Annotated in this window: 16 protein-coding genes and 1 riboswitch; of the genes, 13 read left to right on the top strand and 3 right to left on the bottom strand. The window is 60.4% G+C overall.

Annotated elements, in window-relative coordinates; translation table 11 throughout:
- Positions 1 to 21: 21 nt before the first annotated feature.
- On the top strand, positions 22 to 1,299 hold the full coding sequence (gene waaA / locus F8N21_RS01775) for a lipid IV(A) 3-deoxy-D-manno-octulosonic acid transferase (RefSeq protein WP_150640472.1): 1,278 nt from the start codon (positions 22 to 24) through the stop codon (positions 1,297 to 1,299).
- Positions 1,300 to 1,398: 99 nt separating this feature from the next.
- On the opposite strand, the gene F8N21_RS01770 is transcribed toward waaA, so the two are convergent.
- Positions 1,399 to 2,838 (bottom strand): TolC family outer membrane protein, encoded by a 1,440-nt coding sequence (locus F8N21_RS01770; RefSeq protein WP_150640471.1) that lies wholly within the window; start codon positions 2,836 to 2,838, stop codon positions 1,399 to 1,401.
- Between the two features lie 196 nt (positions 2,839 to 3,034).
- Positions 3,035 to 3,140: riboswitch (TPP riboswitch) on the top strand.
- 151 nt (positions 3,141 to 3,291) lie between these two features.
- Here F8N21_RS01770 and thiC point away from each other — a divergent pair.
- Positions 3,292 to 5,181, top strand: coding sequence for a phosphomethylpyrimidine synthase ThiC (gene thiC / locus F8N21_RS01765; RefSeq protein ID WP_150640470.1), 1,890 nt, complete (start codon positions 3,292 to 3,294; stop codon positions 5,179 to 5,181).
- Positions 5,182 to 5,340: 159 nt separating this feature from the next.
- Positions 5,341 to 6,633 (top strand): putative hydroxymethylpyrimidine transporter CytX, encoded by a 1,293-nt coding sequence (gene cytX, locus F8N21_RS01760; protein WP_150640469.1) that lies wholly within the window; start codon positions 5,341 to 5,343, stop codon positions 6,631 to 6,633.
- Here cytX and F8N21_RS01755 read toward each other — a convergent pair.
- The gene (locus tag F8N21_RS01755) at positions 6,602 to 7,348 is read right to left on the bottom strand and encodes an RsiV family protein (protein ID WP_150640468.1); all 747 of its coding nucleotides are present in this window, start codon (positions 7,346 to 7,348) and stop codon (positions 6,602 to 6,604) included. The two genes, cytX and F8N21_RS01755, sit on opposite strands and share 32 nt — an antisense overlap.
- A 212-nt stretch (positions 7,349 to 7,560) precedes the next feature.
- Here F8N21_RS01755 and F8N21_RS01750 point away from each other — a divergent pair, with 212 nt between their 5' ends.
- From F8N21_RS01750 to F8N21_RS01710, 9 genes are all read left to right on the top strand, one after another.
- Positions 7,561 to 8,178, top strand: a complete 618-nt coding sequence (locus F8N21_RS01750; protein ID WP_150640467.1) for an NUDIX domain-containing protein — start codon at positions 7,561 to 7,563, stop codon at positions 8,176 to 8,178.
- Positions 8,169 to 8,621, top strand: a complete 453-nt coding sequence (locus F8N21_RS01745; protein ID WP_150640466.1) for a DUF1249 domain-containing protein — start codon at positions 8,169 to 8,171, stop codon at positions 8,619 to 8,621. Before F8N21_RS01750 ends, F8N21_RS01745 begins: the two co-directional genes overlap by 10 nt.
- A gap of 98 nt (positions 8,622 to 8,719) precedes the next feature.
- The gene (gene cpdA, locus F8N21_RS01740) at positions 8,720 to 9,535 is read left to right on the top strand and encodes a 3',5'-cyclic-AMP phosphodiesterase (RefSeq protein ID WP_150640465.1); all 816 of its coding nucleotides are present in this window, start codon (positions 8,720 to 8,722) and stop codon (positions 9,533 to 9,535) included.
- Positions 9,536 to 9,733: 198 nt separating this feature from the next.
- Complete coding sequence (locus F8N21_RS01735) at positions 9,734 to 10,342, top strand: YqiA/YcfP family alpha/beta fold hydrolase (protein WP_150640464.1); 609 nt, start codon at positions 9,734 to 9,736, stop codon at positions 10,340 to 10,342.
- 45 nt (positions 10,343 to 10,387) lie between these two features.
- Positions 10,388 to 12,292: a DNA topoisomerase IV subunit B gene (parE, locus tag F8N21_RS01730; protein ID WP_150640463.1), complete on the top strand. Its 1,905-nt coding sequence runs from the start codon at positions 10,388 to 10,390 to the stop codon at positions 12,290 to 12,292.
- Positions 12,292 to 13,275 carry an esterase-like activity of phytase family protein gene (locus F8N21_RS01725; protein WP_150640462.1) on the top strand — a complete coding sequence of 328 codons (984 nt, stop codon included), beginning with the start codon at positions 12,292 to 12,294 and terminating at the stop codon, positions 13,273 to 13,275. Before parE ends, F8N21_RS01725 begins: the two co-directional genes overlap by 1 nt.
- Entirely contained in the window at positions 13,272 to 13,796 is a 525-nt protein-coding gene (locus tag F8N21_RS01720) for a TIGR02281 family clan AA aspartic protease (RefSeq protein WP_150640461.1), read from the top strand. The genes F8N21_RS01725 and F8N21_RS01720 overlap by 4 nt, the downstream gene beginning before the upstream one ends.
- A 7-nt stretch (positions 13,797 to 13,803) precedes the next feature.
- Positions 13,804 to 16,062 carry a DNA topoisomerase IV subunit A gene (gene parC, locus F8N21_RS01715; RefSeq protein ID WP_150640460.1) on the top strand — a complete coding sequence of 753 codons (2,259 nt, stop codon included), beginning with the start codon at positions 13,804 to 13,806 and terminating at the stop codon, positions 16,060 to 16,062.
- 177 nt (positions 16,063 to 16,239) lie between these two features.
- Positions 16,240 to 16,950, top strand: coding sequence for a membrane integrity-associated transporter subunit PqiC (locus F8N21_RS01710; protein ID WP_150640459.1), 711 nt, complete (start codon positions 16,240 to 16,242; stop codon positions 16,948 to 16,950).
- 376 nt (positions 16,951 to 17,326) lie between these two features.
- Here the strand turns inward: F8N21_RS01710 and F8N21_RS01705 are convergent, their stop codons facing one another.
- Positions 17,327 to 18,853, bottom strand: a complete 1,527-nt coding sequence (locus tag F8N21_RS01705; RefSeq protein ID WP_150640458.1) for an AhpA/YtjB family protein — start codon at positions 18,851 to 18,853, stop codon at positions 17,327 to 17,329.
- Between the two features lie 134 nt (positions 18,854 to 18,987).
- Between F8N21_RS01705 and serB the strand changes: the two genes are divergently transcribed.
- Positions 18,988 to 20,202, top strand: coding sequence for a phosphoserine phosphatase SerB (gene serB / locus F8N21_RS01700; RefSeq protein WP_150640457.1), 1,215 nt, complete (start codon positions 18,988 to 18,990; stop codon positions 20,200 to 20,202).
- The last annotated feature ends 93 nt before the right edge of the window (positions 20,203 to 20,295 follow it).

Raw genomic sequence — 20,295 nt, 5'->3', positions numbered from 1 at the left:
AACCCGATAAACTCCGCCGCCATGAATAGAACTCTCTACACCTTGCTGTTTTATCTCGGGCTGCCGTTGGTGGCATTACGTCTGTGGCTGCGGGCGCGCAAGGCGCCGGCCTACGCCAAACGAATCGGCGAGCGCTTTTCCATCGGCTTGCCAGCGATGCGCCCGGGCGGAATCTGGGTGCACGCGGTCTCGGTCGGCGAAAGCATCGCCGCGGCACCGATGATCCGCGGTCTGCTCGAACGTTATCCACAGCAGCCCATCACCGTGACCTGCATGACCCCGACCGGCTCGGAGCGGATCAAGGCGCTGTTCGCCAATGAACCGCGGATTCAACACTGCTATCTGCCGTATGACTTGCCTGACGCGGCGGCGCGGTTTCTCGAACGGGTCCAGCCGAAGCTGGCGGTGATCATGGAAACCGAGCTCTGGCCCAATCATATTCACCAGTGCGCCAAGCGCGGCATTCCGGTGGCGCTGGCCAATGCGCGACTTTCGCAACGCTCGGCCAAGGGCTACGGACGCTTTGCCAGACTGACCCAGCCGATGCTCAGTGAAATGAGTTGGTTCGCGGTGCAGACCGAGGCAGAGGCCCAGCGCTTCCGTGATCTTGGTGCGCGGCCGGAAACGGTCGAGGTGACCGGTTCGATCAAGTTCGATCTGAGTATCGATCCGCAATTGCTGGAGCGTGCCGCCCAATTGCGTGGTCAATGGCAGGCGGCGCAGCGCCCGGTGTGGATCGCCGCCAGTACCCATGAAGGTGAAGACGAAATAGTGCTGGCCGCCCATCGGCAGTTGCTGGTCAATCATCCGGACGCCTTGCTGATTCTGGTACCACGCCATCCCGAGCGTTTCAACGCGGTCTTCGAATTGTGTCGGCAGCAGGGCTTCGCTACCGTGCGCCGTTCCACGGCGGAACCGGTCAGTGCCAATACCTCGGTGCTGCTCGGCGACACCATGGGCGAATTGCTGTTTCTCTATGCCCTGGCAGACAGCGCCTTTGTCGGCGGCAGCCTGGTGCCCAACGGCGGGCATAACCTGCTGGAGCCGGCAGCCTTGGCCAAGCCGGTGCTGAGCGGCCCGCACCTGTTCAACTTCCTCGAAATCGCCGCGCTGTTGCGTGAAGCCGAAGCGTTGCAGGAAGTGCAGGATGCCCAGGGGCTGGCAGTGGCGGTGCAGCGGCTATTTGAATCGCCAAGTGATGCCCGGGAGAGGGCCGAGGCGGGGCTGAAGGTGATGCGTGCCAATCAGGGGGCGTTGAAGCGTTTGCTGGATGGGTTGGGGCGGTTGATCGACCGTTAAATCGAGTTGATCTGGAGAAAAAGATCGCAGCCTTCGGCAGCTCCTACATAGGATAGATGTCCACCCGTAGGAGCTGCCGCAGGCTGCGATCTTTTGATTTTAATACCTCGGATTAGCCTTGAGCTGTTCCTGTGCGGCCTTGGCCAGGTCCGGCGGCAGGAAGTCCTTGTCCGGGTTGTAGTCGGCTTTCAGGTAGCGCGACAGCTCCTGCAGATCCCCCGGGTTCAAGGTGCCGGCTGCTTGCTTGAGGCGCAGGTTGTCGAGGATGTAGTCGTAGCGGGTGTTGTTGTAGTTGCGCACCGAGGTATAGAGCTCACGCTGAGCGTCCAGCACGTCGACGATATTGCGCGTCCCCACCTGATAACCGATCTCCGTGGCTTCCACCGCGCTCTGGTTGGAGATGATCGACTGGCGGCGCGCCTGCACCTGCTCGACGTCGGTATTCACTGCACGGTGCAGGTTGCGGGTGTTTTCCACCACTTGCCGGCGCAAGGCTTCGCGTTGCTGTTCGGTCTGGTTCAGCCGGGAGTAGGACTCGCGAACCTGAGAGCTGGTCAGGCCGCCGCTGAAGATCGGAATATTCAATTGCAGGCCGACGGTGCGTTGCTCGACGTCACTGCCATAACGTTGGCCCAGCGGGTTCGGGTTGCTGAAGCCGAGGGCGTCGTTGTCGCCTTTCTTGTATTGCGCGACCGCATCGAGGGTCGGCGCGTGGCCGGCCTTGCGTTGCTTGAGGGTTTCTTCGGCGGCGCTGACCGCGTAGTTGCTGGCCAGCAGATTGAGATTCTGTTTGGCGGCGGTGTCGACCCAGGCCTTGGCGTCGTTCGGCGTTGGCGCCAGCACCGGCAATGTGTGGACGATGCCCTGAATCGAGTTGTACTGGCGGTTGGTCAGGGTGATCAGCGCTTCGAACGCATCGTCTACCTGGCGTTGCGCGAGGATCCGGTTGGCTCGTGCGGTGTCGTAGCTGGCCTGGGATTGCAGTACGTCGGTCTTGTCCGAGAGGCCGACATCGAAGCGCTCGTTGGATTGATCCAGTTGGCGCTTGAATGCGGCTTCTTCGGCCTTGGTCGAGGCCAGGTTGTCCTGGGCGCGCAGCACCGTGAAGTAGCTGTCGGCACTTTGCAGGATCAGGTTCTGCTCGGTCGCCGAGAGCTCCAGGGCGGCTTGTTCGTTCACCGCCTCGGCGGCTTGCAACTGGAACCAGCGATCGGCGCGGAAGATCGGTTGTGCCAGGGTCGCCTGATAGGACGTGCCACTGCGGCTGGCGGTCATCGATGGCTGGTCGAAGTCGGTCCGGGTGTTATTCAGGTCGGCACCGGCCGAAAGGTTCGGCAACAGGCCGGCGCGGGCCTGGGGCACGACTTCCTTGCGCGCATCGTAATTGGCGCGAGCGGCAGCGAGATCGGCGTTGTTGTCCACCGCTTCCTGGTAGACGCTGACCAGGTCGGTTTTGGTCGACAGCGGCGCTTCTGCTGCCCAGGCCATTCCATTGGACGCACATGACACGGCGAGGGCCAGTGAGAGTTTGCGCAGCATGAGGCGATCCCTAGAGTGAATATTACAGCGATAATTTAAACGCCAAGGCTACGGCGCGCAGTGCAGAGCGTCAAGGTCGGGCACCGCGTAGGGAGTGTAGTTGTGCAGGCTTGCGGCAACAATCCGATAATTGCGCCATTCATCACGCTGTTTGCACTGCTGTTGGCGTTCCAGGCAGGATATGTCTAGACTGGCCGGGTTCTTGTCGGGGTGCCTTGCTATGAGGCTGAGATCGAATAATTTCGGATCCCGTTGAACCTGATCAGGTTAGCGCCTGCGTAGGGAACAAGATTTCTCGTCACCCGGCGAGTCCTCTTGTGCTTCGTCCGGGATGTTGTTCGACAATCGAACAGCCCTCGTGCGCCAAGCACAGCACCTGTCTTGGTGCGTCCATTCGTTACAGGTTCGCTCCGACAAAAATCCAATGCCTGGATGCCGTCTGGAGAGCCCGTGATGAGTACAAAATCAAAAAATACCACTAACTTGAGTGACTCGGCCAAAGTCGATCTGCAATCGGTTCAGCCCTTTACCCGCTCGCAAAAAATCTATGTCCAGGGTTCACGCCCGGACATCCTCGTGCCGATGCGCGAAGTCAGCCTCGACGTCACCCCGACCGAGTTCGGCGGCGAAATCAACGCGCCAGTTGTGGTCTATGACACCTCCGGTCCCTACACCGATCCGAACGTGATCATCGATGTGCGCAAAGGCCTGGCCGATGTGCGTTCGCCGTGGATCGACGCCCGTGGCGATACTGAGCGCCTGGCCGGACTGAGCTCGAACTTCGGCCAGGAACGCCTGGCTGATGCGGAATTGACCGCTCTGCGTTTCGCCCATGTGAATAACCCGCGTCGGGCCAAGGCCGGTGCCAACGTCAGCCAGATGCACTATGCGCGTCAGGGCATCATCACCGCCGAGATGGAATACGTCGCCATCCGCGAGAACATGAAGCTCGAAGAGGCTCGTTCTGCCGGGCTGCTCAAGCAGCAGCATGCGGGCCACAGTTTCGGTGCCAGCGTACCGAAAATCATCACCCCGGAATTCGTCCGGGAAGAAATCGCCCGCGGTCGCGCGATCATTCCGGCGAACATCAACCACGTCGAACTGGAACCGATGATTATCGGCCGTAACTTCCTGGTGAAGATCAACGGCAACATCGGCAACAGTGCGCTGGGTTCTTCCATCGAAGAAGAAGTGGCGAAACTGACCTGGGGTATTCGCTGGGGTTCGGACACGGTCATGGACCTGTCCACCGGCAAGCACATTCACGAAACCCGCGAGTGGATCATCCGCAACTCGCCGGTGCCGATCGGTACCGTGCCGATTTACCAGGCCCTGGAAAAAGTCGGCGGCGCCGCCGAAGACCTGACCTGGGAGCTGTTCCGCGACACGCTTATCGAACAGGCCGAGCAAGGCGTCGACTACTTCACTATTCACGCCGGCGTGTTGCTGCGTTACGTGCCGATGACCGCCAAGCGCGTCACCGGGATCGTCAGCCGTGGCGGTTCGATCATGGCCAAGTGGTGCCTGGCGCACCACAAAGAGAACTTCCTCTACACTCATTTCGAAGACATCTGCGAAATCATGAAGGCCTACGACGTCAGCTTCTCGCTGGGTGATGGCCTGCGTCCGGGATCGATTGCCGACGCCAACGACGAAGCGCAGTTCGGTGAGCTGGAAACCCTTGGCGAGCTGACCAAGATCGCCTGGAAGCACGACGTGCAGACCATGATCGAAGGTCCGGGTCACGTGCCGATGCAGCTGATCAAGGAGAACATGGACAAGCAGCTCGAGTGCTGCGACGAGGCGCCGTTCTACACCCTCGGCCCATTGACCACCGACATCGCCCCCGGTTACGACCACATCACCTCCGGGATCGGTGCGGCAATGATCGGCTGGTTCGGTTGCGCCATGCTCTGCTACGTCACGCCGAAGGAGCACTTGGGCCTGCCGAACAAGGATGATGTGAAGACCGGGATCATCACCTACAAGATCGCCGCCCATGCGGCGGACTTGGCCAAAGGGCATCCGGGCGCGCAGATTCGCGATAACGCCTTGAGCAAGGCGCGCTTCGAATTCCGTTGGGAAGACCAGTTCAACCTCGGCCTGGATCCGGATACCGCGCGTTCGTACCACGACGAAACCCTGCCGAAGGATTCGGCCAAGGTCGCGCACTTCTGCTCCATGTGCGGGCCGAAGTTCTGCTCGATGAAAATCACCCAGGAAGTCCGTGAATACGCGGCCAACCAGCTGATTGAAGCAGTCGATGTAGACGTGGCGCAAGGCATGGCGGAACAGTCCGAGCGGTTCAAGAAAGAAGGCAGTCAGCTATACCAAAAGGTGTGATCTGACCTGCGGGGCCTGAAAAGGCCTCATCGTCGGATCGCCGCCCGGAGCAAGCTCGCTCCCACATTTGATTTGTGTCGTACACACATTCCCTGTGGGAGCGAGCTTGCTCGCGATGGCGATCACCACAACAACAAATGTCCCTCTGAGATAACACTCTTGAGCATTCAACCCAGCACTTACTCCCCTGATCACGCCGTGCCGCTGGCCAAGCGCGTATTCGGCGGCCGCGATCTGTTTTCCTTGTGGTTTTCCCTCGGCATCGGCCTGATGGTCTTGCAGACCGGCGCTTTGCTCGCGCCGGGCCTGGGCCTTTCGGGTTCGTTGCTGGCGATTTTTCTTGGCACTGCAGTGGGCGTTCTGCTGCTGGCCGCCGTTGGCGTGATCGGCAGTGACACTGGCCTGTCGTCGATGTCGGCGCTCAAACTCAGCCTCGGCAACCGTGGCGCGAGCCTGCCGGCGCTGTTGAACCTGCTGCAACTGATTGGTTGGGGCTCGTTCGAAATCATCGTCATGCGCGATGCCGCGAGCCTGTTGGGCGCTCGTGCCTTCAGCGAAGGCAGTCTGCTGTCGAATCCGCTGCTCTGGACCTTGTTCTTCGGTGGTTTGGCGACCTTGCTGGCCGTCAGCGGCCCGCTGACCTTCGTGCGACAGATCCTGCGCAAGTGGGGTATCTGGCTGCTGCTGGCGGCCTGTATCTGGCTGACCTGGAATCTGTTCGCCAAGGCTGACCTGGCCACGCTGTGGGCTCAGGCCGGTGACGGTTCGCTGCCGTTTGCGGTGGGTTTTGATATCGCGATCGCCATGCCGCTGTCCTGGCTGCCGCTGATTGCCGACTACTCGCGTTTCGGCAAGCGCGCCAGAAACGTCTTCGGCGGTACCGCAGTCGGGTTCTTTATCGGTAACTTCTGGTTGATGAGCCTGGGCGTCGCCTACACTCTGGCGTTTGCGCCGAGCGGTGAAGTGAACGCCTTGCTGCTGGCGCTGGCCGGCGCAGGCCTGGGGATTCCATTGCTGTTGATTCTGCTGGATGAGTCGGAAAACGCTTTCGCCGACATTCACTCGGCAGCGGTGTCCAGCGGGATTCTGTTGCGCTTGAAAGTCGAGCATCTGGCGTTGGCCATCGGCGTGATCTGCACGCTGATCGCTTGTTTCGCGCCATTGGCGCAGTACCAGAACTTCCTGTTGCTGATCGGCTCGGTGTTCGCGCCGTTGTTTGGTGTGGTACTGGTGGATCACTTCATCCTGCGCAAGCGCAGTGCGCAAGTGGCATCGTCGATGTTGCGCTGGCCGGCATTGTTGGCCTGGCTGGGCGGGGTGAGCACCTATCACCTGCTGGCCAATTTCTACCCGGAAATCGGCGCAACCCTGCCGTCACTGGTGCTGGCAGGGCTATTGCAGTGGGTGCTGGGCCGGGCTTTCAGCTACGGCCGGGAAACAGCTCGGGCTTGAGAATGCCATTGAGGCGCGGGTAGGGGATCTTCAATTCGATGTGGCCCAGGGCGTAAGGCGCGATGGTGCTCACTTCGTACTTGAGGATCACCCCGCCGTAGGTCAATGCCACGTTCGCGGTTTTCTGGAACGGCCAGCGTTTCACGAATTCCGCTTCCTGATCCAGCTTGGTGCTGATCAGCCAGCTGTTGTGCGCCACTTGAGCGGCCTTCCAGAACGCTTCTTCCTGCCCCGGCAGCAACATGTCCGACAGACTCAGCACCTTGTGCTGCTGGCGCGAATAGTTGATGAAGCCGCGGCCTGGCTGGCCATGGGCGCCGCCGGTATCCAGATAGCTGGACAGTTCGACGATCACCAGGCCGTCATGCTGCTCACGTACCTTGGCTTGCAGGTAGCTGCTGTGGCGGCTGCCGGCCTCACGCAGGAATTGCTCCCGATAGGCGTTCAGCGAAGTCGGCAGCGGTGCGTCCGGCGAGGTGCGGGTCAATTGCAGCAGGCGCTTTTCAATGATGGCGTCGAGTTGCGGTTCGGCAGGAAAGCGCAGGGTGTCGATATTTACCAGCGGGCAATCAGCGGCGCTGCAGCCCGGTTTGATCTGCTCCGAGGCGTCGCGAGTGGTTTCCAGTGGTGCCCGGTAATTGGGCTGGAACAAGCTTTGGCAGGCGCCCAGAGTCAGGGCGATACAGGCCATGGAGGCGATTTTTAAAAGCGACATGGGCGTCCTTCATGAATCAGGGAAAGGCAAAAAGTTATCCGCTTCGACTATCAGCGGGACGCTCAGTTCGCCACTAAGCTAATTAGAGTTGTTTAAGGCCCCGCCGTCTATCCTGCTGACTGGAAAGGGGCTGCATCAACAGGCGAGAGCGCGTTAGGATGGCGCGAAGTCGAGGGGGCGCCTCGGATCGGATCGCAAGTACGAGGATTGATATGACTGACGTTGCCAATGCCATTCCAACAGCCGTCGATATCGTGCGGCGCGAGAAATGTTTTAAAGGCTTCTACCAGCTTGATCGCGTACATCTGCGCCATGAGCTGTTTGCCGGCGGTATGGGCCGCGAGATCAGTCGTGAACTCTTTGTTCGCCATGATGCAGTCTGTGTGCTGCCCTACGATCCGCAGCGCGACGAAGTGGTGTTGATCGAGCAGTTTCGGGTGGGGGCCATGGGCAAAGTCGCCAATCCGTGGCTGGTGGAACTGGTAGCCGGTCTGATCGACAAGGATGAGCAACCGGAAGAAGTTGCTCACCGCGAAGCGCAGGAGGAAGCTGGGCTTGTGTTCTCCGCACTCTGGCCGATGACCAGGTATTTTCCATCACCGGGTGGCAGCACCGAATATGTACACCTGTTTCTGGGGCGTTGTGACAGTACTGGGGCCGGCGGCTTACATGGGCTGGAGGAAGAGGCAGAAGATATCCGGGTGACGGTCTGGGCGTTCGAAGATGCCCTGCAGGCCGTACGCGATGGACGAATTTCCAACGCGGCAAGCATCATTGCTCTGCAATGGCTGGCTTTGAATCGCGTTGAAGTGAGGGGGTTATGGTCGTAAACAAGCAGCGCGATCGCTACCGGGTCGATCTGGTGGGGCTGCAAGCCTCTTGCGAGGCGAACTACGCTCGTTTGATGCGCCTGTTGCCAGACATGCGCGAGCAACCGCTCGCGAGGCGCATTGCCGTCACCCAAGGTGACCAGATGCTCGGCGTGCTGGCGCTTGAGGTGCTGCTGGCCTGTCCTTACACCACCACGCTACGAGTGCGCCAGGAACACAGCCTGCCCTGGTTGCCGGTGCCGCAACTGGAAGTTCAGGTCTATCACGACGCACGGATGGCGGAAGTCATCAGTGCCGAACATGCCCGGCGTTTTCGCGGGATCTACCCGTATCCGAATGCCTTCATGCACCAGCCGGACGAAAAAGCCCAGCTCAATGTGTTCCTCGGCGAATGGTTGAGCCACTGTCTGGCCTGCGGGCATGAGGTCGAGGTGGTGCGGTAGATGTGAACTGCGTCCACTTCGCAGGTTTCCCCTTTTAAGTTTCCCCCAGCATAATTGGGTCATTCATCATTTCAGTGATCATGCCTTGGGAGAACGCCTTGCCGAGCGTATCCACTCTAACTTCTGACGATTCAGCGCTGCTGGTGCAACTCTCTGACAGCCATCTGTTTGCCGAGGCAGAGGGAACGCTGCTAGGCATGAATACCCGCGACAGCCTGCAGAAGGTTATCGAGCTGGTCCGCACGCAACAGCCACAGATAGATCTGGTGATCGCCAGCGGCGACCTGTCCCAGGACGGCACGCTTGAGTCCTACCAGTGGTTTCGTGACATGACCCGGCAGATCGATGCTCCGGCGCGCTGGATTCCGGGCAATCACGATGAACCGCAGATCATGGCCGAGGCGGCCACCCAGAGCCAGCTGCTTGAATCGGTGGTGGATCTCGGCAACTGGCGGGTCACCCTGCTGGACTCCGCCGTGCCGGGCTCGGTACCGGGATACTTGCAGGACGGGCAGCTGCAGTTGCTCGCTCGCTCTTTGAGCGAAGCCCCGGAGCGTCACCATCTGGTGTGTTTTCACCATCATCCGGTTTCCATCGGTTGCGCCTGGCTGGAACCGATCGGTCTGCGCAATCCTGAGGCGCTGTTCGCCGTGCTCGACCGCTTTCCCCAGGTTCGCGCAGTGCTGTGGGGGCATGTGCATCAGGAAATCGACCAGTTGCGTAATGGCGTTCGTCTGCTGGCGTCCCCGTCGACCTGCATCCAGTTCGAGCCCGGCAGCGAGGAGTTCAAGGTCGATGACCTGGCTCCCGGCTATCGCTGGCTGCGATTGCTGCCGGACGGACGGCTGGAAACCGGGGTAGAACGGGTGACCGGCTTCGATTTCCAGGTCGATTACGGCGGCAAGGGCTACTGACATACCCCCTGTAGGAGCTGCCGAAGGCTGCGATCTTTTGATCTTTACGTTCGGCCGGCCACCCCATTGATCGCTGAAAGATCGCAGCCTGCGGCAGCTCCTACGGATGTTGTAACTTTTCGATGTATTGAGCCGCCAAACTCGACGACAGTCCCTGTAAACTGCCTCATCTTTGGCTAATGCACAGAGGGAACTCGCATGTCCGGTTCGATCCTGTATATCCACGGTTTCAACAGCGCGCCCGCGTCGAAAAAGGCCTGTCAGTTGATCCGCGTGATGGATCGCCTGGGCTTGAGTGAGCAGCTGCAGGTGCCGGCCTTGCATCACCACCCGCGAGAGGCGATTGACCAGCTGGAACAGGCGATCGCCGAGCTTGATCGCCCATTGCTGGTCGGCAGCTCCCTCGGCGGCTACTATGCCACTCACCTTGCCGAGCGCCATGGCCTTAAAGCCTTGTTGATCAACCCCGCCGTCAGCCCCCATCGGATGTTCGACGGGCACCTGGGCAGCCAGAAGAACTTGTATACCGATGAAATCTGGGAGTTGACCCACGACCATGTGACGGCCCTGACCGAACTGGAAGTGCCGGCGCCCCAGGATCCACAGCGGTTTCAGGTCTGGTTGCAGACAGGTGACGAGACTCTGGACTATCGTCTTGCCCAGCAGTATTACCGAGCCTGTGCGCTACGTATCCAGGCCGGCGGCGACCATGGTTTTCAAGGTTTTGCCGGGCAGCTACCGGCGCTGTTGAGTTTTGCCGGCATCGGCGCAGATCAGTATCAGGCGATCGATTTCACCGCACTGTGAAATCCCTGGCCTCTATTTTCATTGAACGACTAACGACGAGACCCCATGGCCACTCCCAGCGCTAGCTCTTATAACGCAGACGCCATCGAAGTCCTCTCGGGCCTCGACCCAGTGCGCAAACGCCCGGGCATGTACACCGACACCAGTCGGCCGAACCACCTCGCCCAGGAAGTCATCGACAACAGCGTCGACGAAGCCTTGGCCGGGCACGCTAAATCGGTGCAGGTTATCCTCCACGCCGACCACTCCCTGGAAGTCAGCGATGACGGCCGTGGCATGCCGGTGGACATTCACCCGGAAGAGGGTGTGTCGGGTGTCGAGCTGATCCTCACCAAGCTTCACGCGGGTGGCAAGTTTTCCAACAAGAATTACCAGTTCTCCGGCGGTCTGCACGGGGTCGGTATTTCCGTGGTCAACGCCCTGTCGACTCAGGTGCGGGTGCGCGTCAAGCGCGATGGCAACGAGTACCAGATGACCTTCGCCGATGGCTACAAGGCCAGCGATCTGGAAGTGGTCGGCACTGTCGGCAAGCGCAATACCGGTACCAGCGTTTACTTTGTGCCGGACCCCAAGTACTTCGATTCGCCAAAATTCTCCGTCAGCCGCCTCAAGCACGTACTCAAGGCCAAGGCTGTGTTGTGCCCGGGCCTGCTGGTCAGTTTTGAAGACAAAGCCACCGGCGAGAAAGTCGAGTGGCATTACGAAGACGGGCTGCGTTCCTACCTGGTGGATGCGGTCGCCGAATTCGAGCGCCTGCCGGACGAGCCGTTCTGCGGCAGCCTGGCCGGGAACAAGGAAGCGGTGGACTGGGCTTTGCTGTGGTTGCCTGAAGGCGGCGACAGCGTCCAGGAAAGCTATGTCAACCTGATTCCGACTGCCCAGGGCGGTACCCACGTCAACGGCCTGCGTCAGGGTTTGCTCGACGCCATGCGCGAGTTCTGCGAATTTCGCAGCCTGCTGCCGCGGGGCGTGAAACTGGCGCCGGAAGATGTTTGGGAGCGGATCGCGTTCGTCCTGTCGATGAAAATGCAGGAGCCACAGTTCTCCGGCCAGACCAAAGAGCGGCTGTCTTCTCGCGAGGCCGCGGCGTTTGTCTCTGGCGTGGTCAAGGATGCCTTCAGCCTGTGGCTCAACACGCACCCTGAATTGGGCATGCAGCTGGCCGAGCTGGCGATCAACAACGCCGGTCGTCGGCTCAAGGCCAGCAAGAAGGTCGAGCGCAAGCGCATCACTCAGGGCCCGGCGCTGCCGGGCAAGCTCGCTGACTGCGCCGGGCAGGACCCGATGCGCTCCGAACTGTTTCTGGTGGAAGGTGATTCCGCTGGCGGCTCGGCCAAGCAGGCACGAGACAAAGAGTTCCAGGCGATCCTGCCGCTGCGCGGAAAGATTCTGAACACCTGGGAAGTCGATGGCAGCGAAGTGCTCGCCAGCCAGGAAGTGCACAACATCGCCGTGGCCATCGGCGTCGACCCGGGTGCTGCAGACATCAGCCAGCTGCGCTACGGCAAAATCTGCATCCTCGCCGACGCCGACTCCGACGGTCTGCACATCGCGACCTTGCTGTGCGCGTTGTTCGTCCAGCATTTCCGCCCATTGGTGGACGCCGGTCACGTCTACGTCGCAATGCCGCCACTATATCGAATCGACCTGGGCAAAGAGATTTTCTACGCCCTGGACGAAGCCGAGCGCGATGGCATTCTCGATCGCCTGGTGGCCGAGAAGAAACGCGGCAAACCACAGGTCACCCGATTCAAGGGCCTGGGTGAAATGAACCCGCCGCAACTGCGCGAAACCACCATGGACCCGAACACCCGGCGTCTGGTGCAGCTGACCCTGGATGATTACGACGCTACCGCGGAAATGATGGACATGCTGCTGGCGAAAAAGCGCGCCGGTGATCGCAAATCCTGGCTGGAGTCCAAAGGCAACCTGGCCGAGGTTCTGGCCTGATGCGGAGCGGTTTCGCCCTGGCATTGGTGTTGTGGGTGACCTCGGTAGCGGCAGCGCCGTTGCCCGAGTTGGCATTGCTCGCCGAACACCCGGTGCAAGGCATGCGCGGCGGCAACCTTTCGGGGTTGGCACAGTGCGGTAGCGAACTGTGGACAGTTTCCGATCGCGATGACGATCAGATCTATCGGCTCGACACCCGCGAGACGCTCTGGCAGGCCGAAACCGTGCATGTCGACGTACCGCCCGTGCCGGACAGTGGTCTACCGTGGAGGTTGAACATGCTCACCTGGGCGATCGGTCCTTGGCGTGGCGGCGATCTGGATTTCGAAGGCATTACCTGCGACTCGGCAGGCAATCGGTACGTGGTCAGCGAAGCCCATGCGGCGGTGCTGCAAGTGCCGCCGACGGGCGCTCCCGAGTGGTTGAACATCTCGCCGTTGCTGGTCAGTCAGGCGCGGGCCAGTGGCATGTTGCTGCACTTCAACGCGGTGTTCGAAGGACTTGCCATCAACCCTGCTGGCGACCAGCTATGGCTGGAAGCTGAACGCAGGCATCGCGGTTTGCTCACCGTACACAAGCAGCAGGCTGAGTGGGATTGCGCCAACAATTGTGTGCTGATGGGCGAAGGCGGACTTGAACAGCCACCGGCTCAGGTCCGGACGACTCGCGGCCAACAGAAGGATTTCAGCGACCTGGTGTTCTACCAGGGCAAACTGTTCACCCTGGAGCGCATGGCTTACCGTATTTGCCGCCGCACCCCGGAAACCGGGGAGGTTGAGCGCTGCTGGTCGTTTGCCGATGCGGCCTTGACCGACAACCGGCGCTACAACACCCGATTCGGTACAACGGAGGCCCTGGCCATTGATGATGGCGGCGCATGGATCGGTGTCGATAATGGCAGTCATACCCGTGCCGATGGCGAGAAGCGGCCGATTGTCTGGCGCTTCGCGGCGCCGCAAGGTGGCTGGAGTGCCAGGTCATGAGTCAGCAGCCGCCGGGCAAGCGCGCCGGCCGGGTGCTGCTGGTGCTGGCCTGGGGCGCCGGGCTGTTTTTGGCGACACGTTTTTTCGGCCAGTGGGAACAGCGTCAGGAAAATCCCAATGCTGTCGTCAGCTCGCAACAGCGCGAGGGTCATATCGAAGTGAAGCTGGTCGGCAACGGCCAGGGGCATTTCGTCGCCAGCGGCCAGATCAACGGCCAGCCGGTGGATTTCATGGTGGATACCGGGGCGACCGATGTGTCGATTCCGGTCAGGCTGGCCGAGCGCCTTGGCCTGGAGAAAGGTGCCCCGGTGATCCTCAGCACCGCCAATGGGCGCAGCGAGGGTTTTCGAACCCGGCTCGACCGCCTGCAGTTGGGCGATATCGTCTTGCGCGATGTCCGTGCGCTGGTGGCGCCAGGGCTGGGCGGCGAACAAGTGCTGCTGGGCATGAGCGCCTTGAAAAAACTTGAATTTACCCAGCGTGGTGGCACCTTGCTGCTGCGCCAGACAACGAATAAATGAGGCCCGCATGAGCGACATTCTTGCAGACAGCTTAGATGGCGTTGAACGCCGATCGCTGGCTGACTTCACCGAAAATGCCTACCTCAACTACTCCATGTACGTGATCATGGACCGTGCCTTGCCGCATATCGGCGACGGCCTGAAACCGGTCCAGCGGCGCATCATCTACGCCATGAGTGAACTGGGGCTGGACGCTGACTCCAAGCACAAGAAATCCGCGCGGACCGTCGGGGACGTGCTCGGCAAGTTCCACCCCCACGGCGACTCGGCCTGCTACGAAGCCATGGTCCTGATGGCCCAGCCGTTCAGCTATCGCTACACGCTGGTGGACGGCCAGGGCAACTGGGGTGCGCCGGATGATCCCAAGTCCTTCGCCGCCATGCGTTATACCGAGGCGCGGCTGTCGCGTTACTCCGAAGTACTGCTCAGCGAACTGGGCCAGGGCACGGCGGACTGGGGCCCGAACTTCGACGGTACCCTCGACGAGCCCCTGGTGTTACCCGCGCGTTTGCCGAACATCCTGCTCAATGGCACCACCGGTATCGCAGTGGGCATGGCCACCGACGTTCCGCCGCACAACCTGCGAGAAGTCGCCACGGCCTGCGTGCGCTTGCTGGATGAACCTAAAGCCACAGTCGAGCAGCTCTGCGAACACATCCAGGGCCCGGATTATCCGACCGAAGCGGAAATCATCACGCCGCGCGCCGACCTGCTGAAAATCTATGAAACCGGGCGGGGTTCGGTACGCATGCGTGCGGTGTACCGCATCGAAGATGGCGATATCGTCGTCACCGCGTTGCCCCATCAGGTCTCCGGCGCCAAGGTGCTGGAGCAGATTGCCGCGCAGATGCAGGCCAAGAAGCTGCCGATGGTTGCCGACCTGCGGGATGAGTCGGACCACGAACACCCCTGCCGTATCGTGATTATCCCGCGCTCCAACCGGATCGATCTCGATGAGCTGATGCAGCATCTGTTCGCCACCACCGAGCTGGAATCGAGCTATCGGGTCAACGTCAATATCATCGGCCTGGATGGCAAACCGCAGCTGAAAAACCTGCGCACGCTGTTGGTGGAGTGGCTGGAGTTTCGCGTCAATACGGTGCGCCGTCGCTTGCAGTTCCGCCTGGACAAGGTCGAACGTCGCCTGCATCTGTTGGACGGTTTGCTGATTGCTTATCTCAACCTGGATGAAGTGATTCACATCATCCGTACCGAGGAACATCCAAAGGCCAAGCTGATCGAGCGTTTTGCCCTGAGCGAAATCCAGGCTGACTACATTCTCGATACCCGCTTGCGGCAGTTGGCACGTCTGGAAGAAATGAAGCTGCGTGCCGAGCAGGATGAACTGCTCAAGGAACAGGCCAAGTTGCTGTCATTACTCGGCAGCGAAACCAAGCTGAAAAAGCTGGTACGCACCGAGTTGCTCAAAGACGCGGAAACCTATGGTGACGACCGTCGGTCGCCAATTGTTTCCCGTGCCGAAGCCAAGGCCTTGTCGGAAAACGAGTTGATGCCGACCGAGCCTGTGACCATTGTCCTGTCGGAAAAAGGCTGGGTCCGTTGCGCCAAAGGTCACGATATCGACGCTACCGGGCTCTCCTATAAAGCCGGAGATGGCTTCAAGACCTCGGCTGCCGGGCGTTCCAACCAATTCGCGGTGTTTATTGACTCTACCGGGCGCAGTTATTCGGTACCGGCGCACACGCTGCCATCGGCGCGGGGCCAGGGCGAACCGCTGACGGGTCGCTTGACGCCGCCGCCAGGGGCCAGCTTCGAATGTGTGCTGCTGCCGGAAGACGATGCGCTGTACGTTATCGCGTCCGACGCCGGTTACGGTTTTGTGGTCAAGGGTGAAGACCTGCAAGCCAAGAACAAGGCAGGCAAGGCGCTGCTGAGCTTGCCAAACAACGCCAAAGTGATCCTGCCGCGTCCGGTAAGCGATCGCGAACAAAACTGGTTGGCCTCGGTGACGACGGAAGGTCGTCTGTTGATCTTCAAGATCAGCGATCTGCCGCAGTTGGGCAAAGGCAAGGGCAACAAGATCATCGGAATCTCCGGTGAGCGAGTGGCCAGTCGTGAGGAATATGTTACCGATATCGCAGTGCTGCCGGAGGGTGCAACGCTGGTGTTACAGGCTGGAAAGCGTACCTTATCATTGAAGGCCGATGACCTCGAACACTACAAAGGTGAGCGTGGACGCCGTGGCAACAAGCTGCCACGGGGCTTCCAGCGGGTAGATGCACTATTGGTAGAAACTCCGAATTAAGCGGTCTAGAGCGCTCGATCTACGATTTAACCCGTAGATCGACGCATTCGGGCTGGAGTCGCGGCGCATATTCACGGATGATATAGCCTTTCAAGCGCCGGCGTGGCTGAGCGTTTTTTATAATTATTAAGTATTTACACTGTGGTTTCGCCTTGTGGCAGCCACCGGGACGGGATGATGATTGCGCTACGCCTTCCTTTTATTTTGTTGCTCGCAGGTGTATTTGGCCTGGCGGGTTGCAGCACACACCAGCCAGTGTCGCTGTATCAGTTGGACAGCGGAAGTCCGACTCAACCGGCACAAAGTGCTGGTATGGCGGTATTGATCGGGCCGGTGCAGATAGCCGATTACCTGCAACGCGAAACCCTGCTGCAGCGCCAGCCTGACGGCAGCCTGCAAGCAGCGACCGACGGTCGTTGGGCAGGCAGCCTTACTTCCGACATCAATCAGCTGTTGGTGCGCCAGGTTGCCGGGCATCTGGATAGCCAGCGAGTGGTGCTGGCGCCGGCAACCCTCGGCTTCGCGGCCGATGTGCAGGTCCTGTTGTCGATCACGCGTCTGGATTCGGGTCCCTCGCAACCAGCGATACTCGATGCCCAATGGCGCTTGATCGATCGCCGCGGCCAGGTCCGCGACAACCGCATCATTCATCTGCAGGAACAGCATGCCGGTAGCACGGCCGCTCAGGTCCAGGCCCAGGGCGTATTGCTGCAACGCCTGGCGGAACAACTGTCGGTGGCCCTCAAGCCGCTGGCCAACCAACCGCCTGTCGCTGAAACACCGCGCAAATCGGCACCTGTGGCGGCAAAACCCGCCGAAAAAGACAAGCAGCCGAAGATTCCGATGGCCTCGCCGATCCGTACGGATATGGAAGTGTTTCGGTTCTAAGTGATTTGGCACAAAGCAAAGCCCGCATTGATGGGGGCTTTGTTGTTTCTGCAGGTAGGAGATCTCGAATGCCTCTACCGGCCGCTTTCGCGGGCAAGCCCCAATACCGTAGCAGCTGGCGAAGCCTGCGTTCGGCTGCGCAGCAGACGCAAAACCTGCCACTGCGGTGAGGCAGGTGCCACGCGGCGACTGGATTACGACTGCTTCGCAGCCGAACGCAGGCTTCGCCAGCTGCTACGAGATCCATGTGCCGCGGCTTCTCCTCAACAACAAAAAGCCCACAGCGATTACTCGTCTGCGGGCTTTGTTGTTTCGGCCTTTTGAGCAGGGGGCAGAGCATAACCGGGCCCCAAAAGATCGCAGCCTGCGGCAGCTCCTACGCCCGAGTCTCGTGCATTCGCGCCAGTTGCCGTTCGAGCATCGATGGATAAGGCTCCATCAGGCGCTCTACGCAGCAGGCGCCTTCAGGGCTGGCGATGGGGCGAATACGCGCGCGCTGACGGATCAGTGCATCATCGCTGATCTTGCGTTCCACCAGCAGCAGGTTGCGGCTGTGTTGGGACAGGGCGAGGGCGTCCTGAGCGGTTTCGGTCAGCAGCAGATCGATCTGGCTCAGGCCGAAGAGCTCGTCGCCCAGCGTCAATCCAAGTTGCAGTTGCAAGGTGATACCACTGTCCGCGACTTCGATTTGCAGGGCATGGCCCAGGGCCCTGAGCAGTTCGCCGCAGCAAATGGCGTTGGTCAGGTAATCGTCGCCGCTGTCTTCGCTGTGGAACAGCATCAGCGTGCTGCCGTCATTCAGGGTATGCAGTTCGCTCTGGTAGAGCGAAGCGGCCTGATCGAGGCAGTCGCGATAGCGTTCCAGCAGTTCCGTCAGCCGTGCGCGGGGCAGGCGACGCAGTTGGTCCTGAGCACCCAGTTGTACGGCCAAAACCGCACTGTGCTGTGGTTGCGACGAGGCCAGCGGTTTGGCCAACTGTTTAGGCGCGGTCGCGACGGCTTGATCGCGCAGATCGGCGAACGGGTCTTCTTCGTCCAGTTCGTCTTCTTCGGCGCTGACGCTATGCCGCGGCACCGGCTTGAGCCCGGCGATCGGCGCGGTTTCGTCGAAGCTCGGATCACGCAGGTTGCGTACCTCGAAAACCGGTTCCGCGTCCTCGCTGTCCTCATCCTCGTAATCGACTTCAGGCCCAGGTTCGGGCTCAACCTTCTCAGGCGCGAAACTGGCGTGCAGCTGGCGGGCCAGATCACCGATCTCGTCCTGGCGCTGAGTGGCCGGGGTATGTTCGTCAATATCGCGCAACCAGACGCGCAATTGCATCAGTGGCGTGGAGATATGCCGACCCAGGCGTAAGCTCAAGGCCAGGGAGAGTGCCAATAGAATCGCGCTGAGGATGCCCATGCTTTGCAGGCTGATGGTCATCGGCTGCTGGAACTGCTGCATATCGAGGCTGATCCGCAGGTGTCCGGCGGTCACATCCTGGAAGGTGATCCGGGACTGATACAGGCCTTCGGCTTCACCCAGCAGGCCGTGCTTCGGGCGCTGGCCGGCTTCGGCGAGAATCCGGTTGTCGACGCTGTAGATTGCAGCGTGAGCCACCAACGGATTTTTGGTCAGGTTGTTGAGCAGCACGTTGAGGCTGAGGATGTCGTTGGACACCAGCAGTTCGGTCGCTGAAGTGGCGGTCTGGATGGTCAGGCTCTGGCCGAGGGCATCTGCCTGCTCGTGCATCGCCTGTTTGAACTGCAGACCCATCACGCAGGCATAGATCACCAGGGCCAGGGCGACCAGGATCACGTTATGGCTGGCAATGCGCAATGCGATCGGTACACGGCGATGGCGCAGTGCCCGGAAGATCAGCAGAAAGAAGTTATCGGTTTTAACTGGCGTAGGCCGGTTCACTGAGCTCGGCTCTTTTGTCCGTGAAGTTGAGGCGCAGTATAGCGACAGGCCCTAGACCGGCAAAGCGCTCGCTGTGCCCGATGGTCACTGAATGTGGGTAGAATGCGGTTTTTTTCCACTTGCGGGGGTGCGCCTTGCGCGAAATCGTCCTGATAAACATTACGGGTGTCGACCGTCCGGGTCTGACTGCCGCCATTACCGGCGTTTTGGCCCAGGGTGGTGTGAATATTCTCGACATCGGCCAGGCGGTGATCCACGACACCCTGTCGTTTGGCATCCTGGTTGAGATTCCGAGTACCGAGCAAGCCTCGTCGGTGCTCAAGGATATTCTGTTCACTGCTTATAAACTGGATCAGCAGGTACGCTTCACTCCGGTATTGGAAGAGGATTATCAGCTGTGGGTCGGCGGCCAGGGCAAGAAACGCCACATCGTCACCCTGTTGACGCGCAAAGTGACGGCCGAGCAATTGCAGCGAGTCAGTTCGATTACCGCCAAGTACGGTTTGAACATCGATCATATCGATCGGCTGTCCGGACGCATGCCATTGGACACCCCGGCAGACCAGGGCAAGGGCTGCATCGAGTTTTCCGTTCGCGGCGAAGCAGCCGACCCGCAAGCGTTGCGTGCCGAGTTCCTTAGTGTGGCCCAGGAGTTGAACGTCGATATCGCCTTCCAGGAAGACTCGCTGTTCCGGCGCAACCGTCGCCTGGCAGTATTCGACATGGACTCGACACTGATCGAAGCGGAAGTTATCGACGAATTGGCCAAGGCCGCCGGGGTCGGTGACCGAGTGGCCGAGATCACTGAGCGTGCCATGGCCGGTGAGCTGGATTTTCGCGCCAGCTTCAAGGAACGCCTGGCTTTGCTCAAGGGGTTGGACGTCGGCGTACTGGACTCGATCGGCGCCTCCCTGCGGTTGACCGAAGGTGCCGAGACGCTGTTCGCCGAGCTCAAGCGCCTGGGGTACAAAACCGCGATTCTGTCCGGCGGGTTCACCTACTTCGCCAAACAGCTGCAGGCCAAACTGGGCATTGACTACGTGTTCGCCAATGAGCTGGAAGTGGTGGATGGCAAGGTCACGGGAGTGGCGGTCGAGCCGATCGTCGATGCGCAGCGCAAGGCCGATCTGCTGCGCGAACTGGCCCACAAGGAAGGCTTGCGCCTGGAGCAGACCATTGCGGTGGGCGACGGTGCCAATGACCTGCCGATGCTGGCGATTGCCGGTCTGGGTGTCGCGTTCCGCGCCAAGCCGCTGGTCAAGCAATCGGCCAAGCAGGCGATCTCGACCCTGGGGCTGGATGGGGTGCTGTATCTGCTGGGATTCAGGGATCGCGACGGGCAGCTTTGAGAGGGGTGAATGACCTTGTGTGGCCCCTGTAGGAGCGAGCTTGCTCGCGATGGACGTTAACGACAACGCGTTTTTTCTGGATTAACGCGTTGC

The organism is Pseudomonas fluorescens (genome assembly GCF_902497895.1).
GTDB classification, from domain to species: domain Bacteria; phylum Pseudomonadota; class Gammaproteobacteria; order Pseudomonadales; family Pseudomonadaceae; genus Aquipseudomonas; species Aquipseudomonas fluorescens_BP.
This window is presented reverse-complemented; position numbering and strand designations above follow the sequence as displayed.

Bases quoted from the DNA above. Each gene is read 5' to 3' on its own strand.
- F8N21_RS01725 (WP_150640462.1), top strand. From the start codon at position 12,292: ATGCGGAGCGGTTTCGCCCTGGCATTGGTGTTGTGGGTGACCTCGGTA.
- F8N21_RS01710 (WP_150640459.1), top strand. From the start codon at position 16,240: ATGATTGCGCTACGCCTTCCTTTTATTTTGTTGCTCGCAGGTGTATTT.
- F8N21_RS01755 (WP_150640468.1), bottom strand. From the start codon at position 7,348: ATGTCGCTTTTAAAAATCGCCTCCATGGCCTGTATCGCCCTGACTCTG.
- F8N21_RS01745 (WP_150640466.1), top strand. From the start codon at position 8,169: ATGGTCGTAAACAAGCAGCGCGATCGCTACCGGGTCGATCTGGTGGGG.
- parE (WP_150640463.1), top strand. From the start codon at position 10,388: ATGGCCACTCCCAGCGCTAGCTCTTATAACGCAGACGCCATCGAAGTC.
- parC (WP_150640460.1), top strand. From the start codon at position 13,804: ATGAGCGACATTCTTGCAGACAGCTTAGATGGCGTTGAACGCCGATCG.
- waaA (WP_150640472.1), top strand. From the start codon at position 22: ATGAATAGAACTCTCTACACCTTGCTGTTTTATCTCGGGCTGCCGTTG.
- F8N21_RS01735 (WP_150640464.1), top strand. From the start codon at position 9,734: ATGTCCGGTTCGATCCTGTATATCCACGGTTTCAACAGCGCGCCCGCG.
- F8N21_RS01750 (WP_150640467.1), top strand. From the start codon at position 7,561: ATGACTGACGTTGCCAATGCCATTCCAACAGCCGTCGATATCGTGCGG.
- F8N21_RS01720 (WP_150640461.1), top strand. From the start codon at position 13,272: ATGAGTCAGCAGCCGCCGGGCAAGCGCGCCGGCCGGGTGCTGCTGGTG.
- thiC (WP_150640470.1), top strand. From the start codon at position 3,292: ATGAGTACAAAATCAAAAAATACCACTAACTTGAGTGACTCGGCCAAA.
- F8N21_RS01770 (WP_150640471.1), bottom strand. From the start codon at position 2,838: ATGCTGCGCAAACTCTCACTGGCCCTCGCCGTGTCATGTGCGTCCAAT.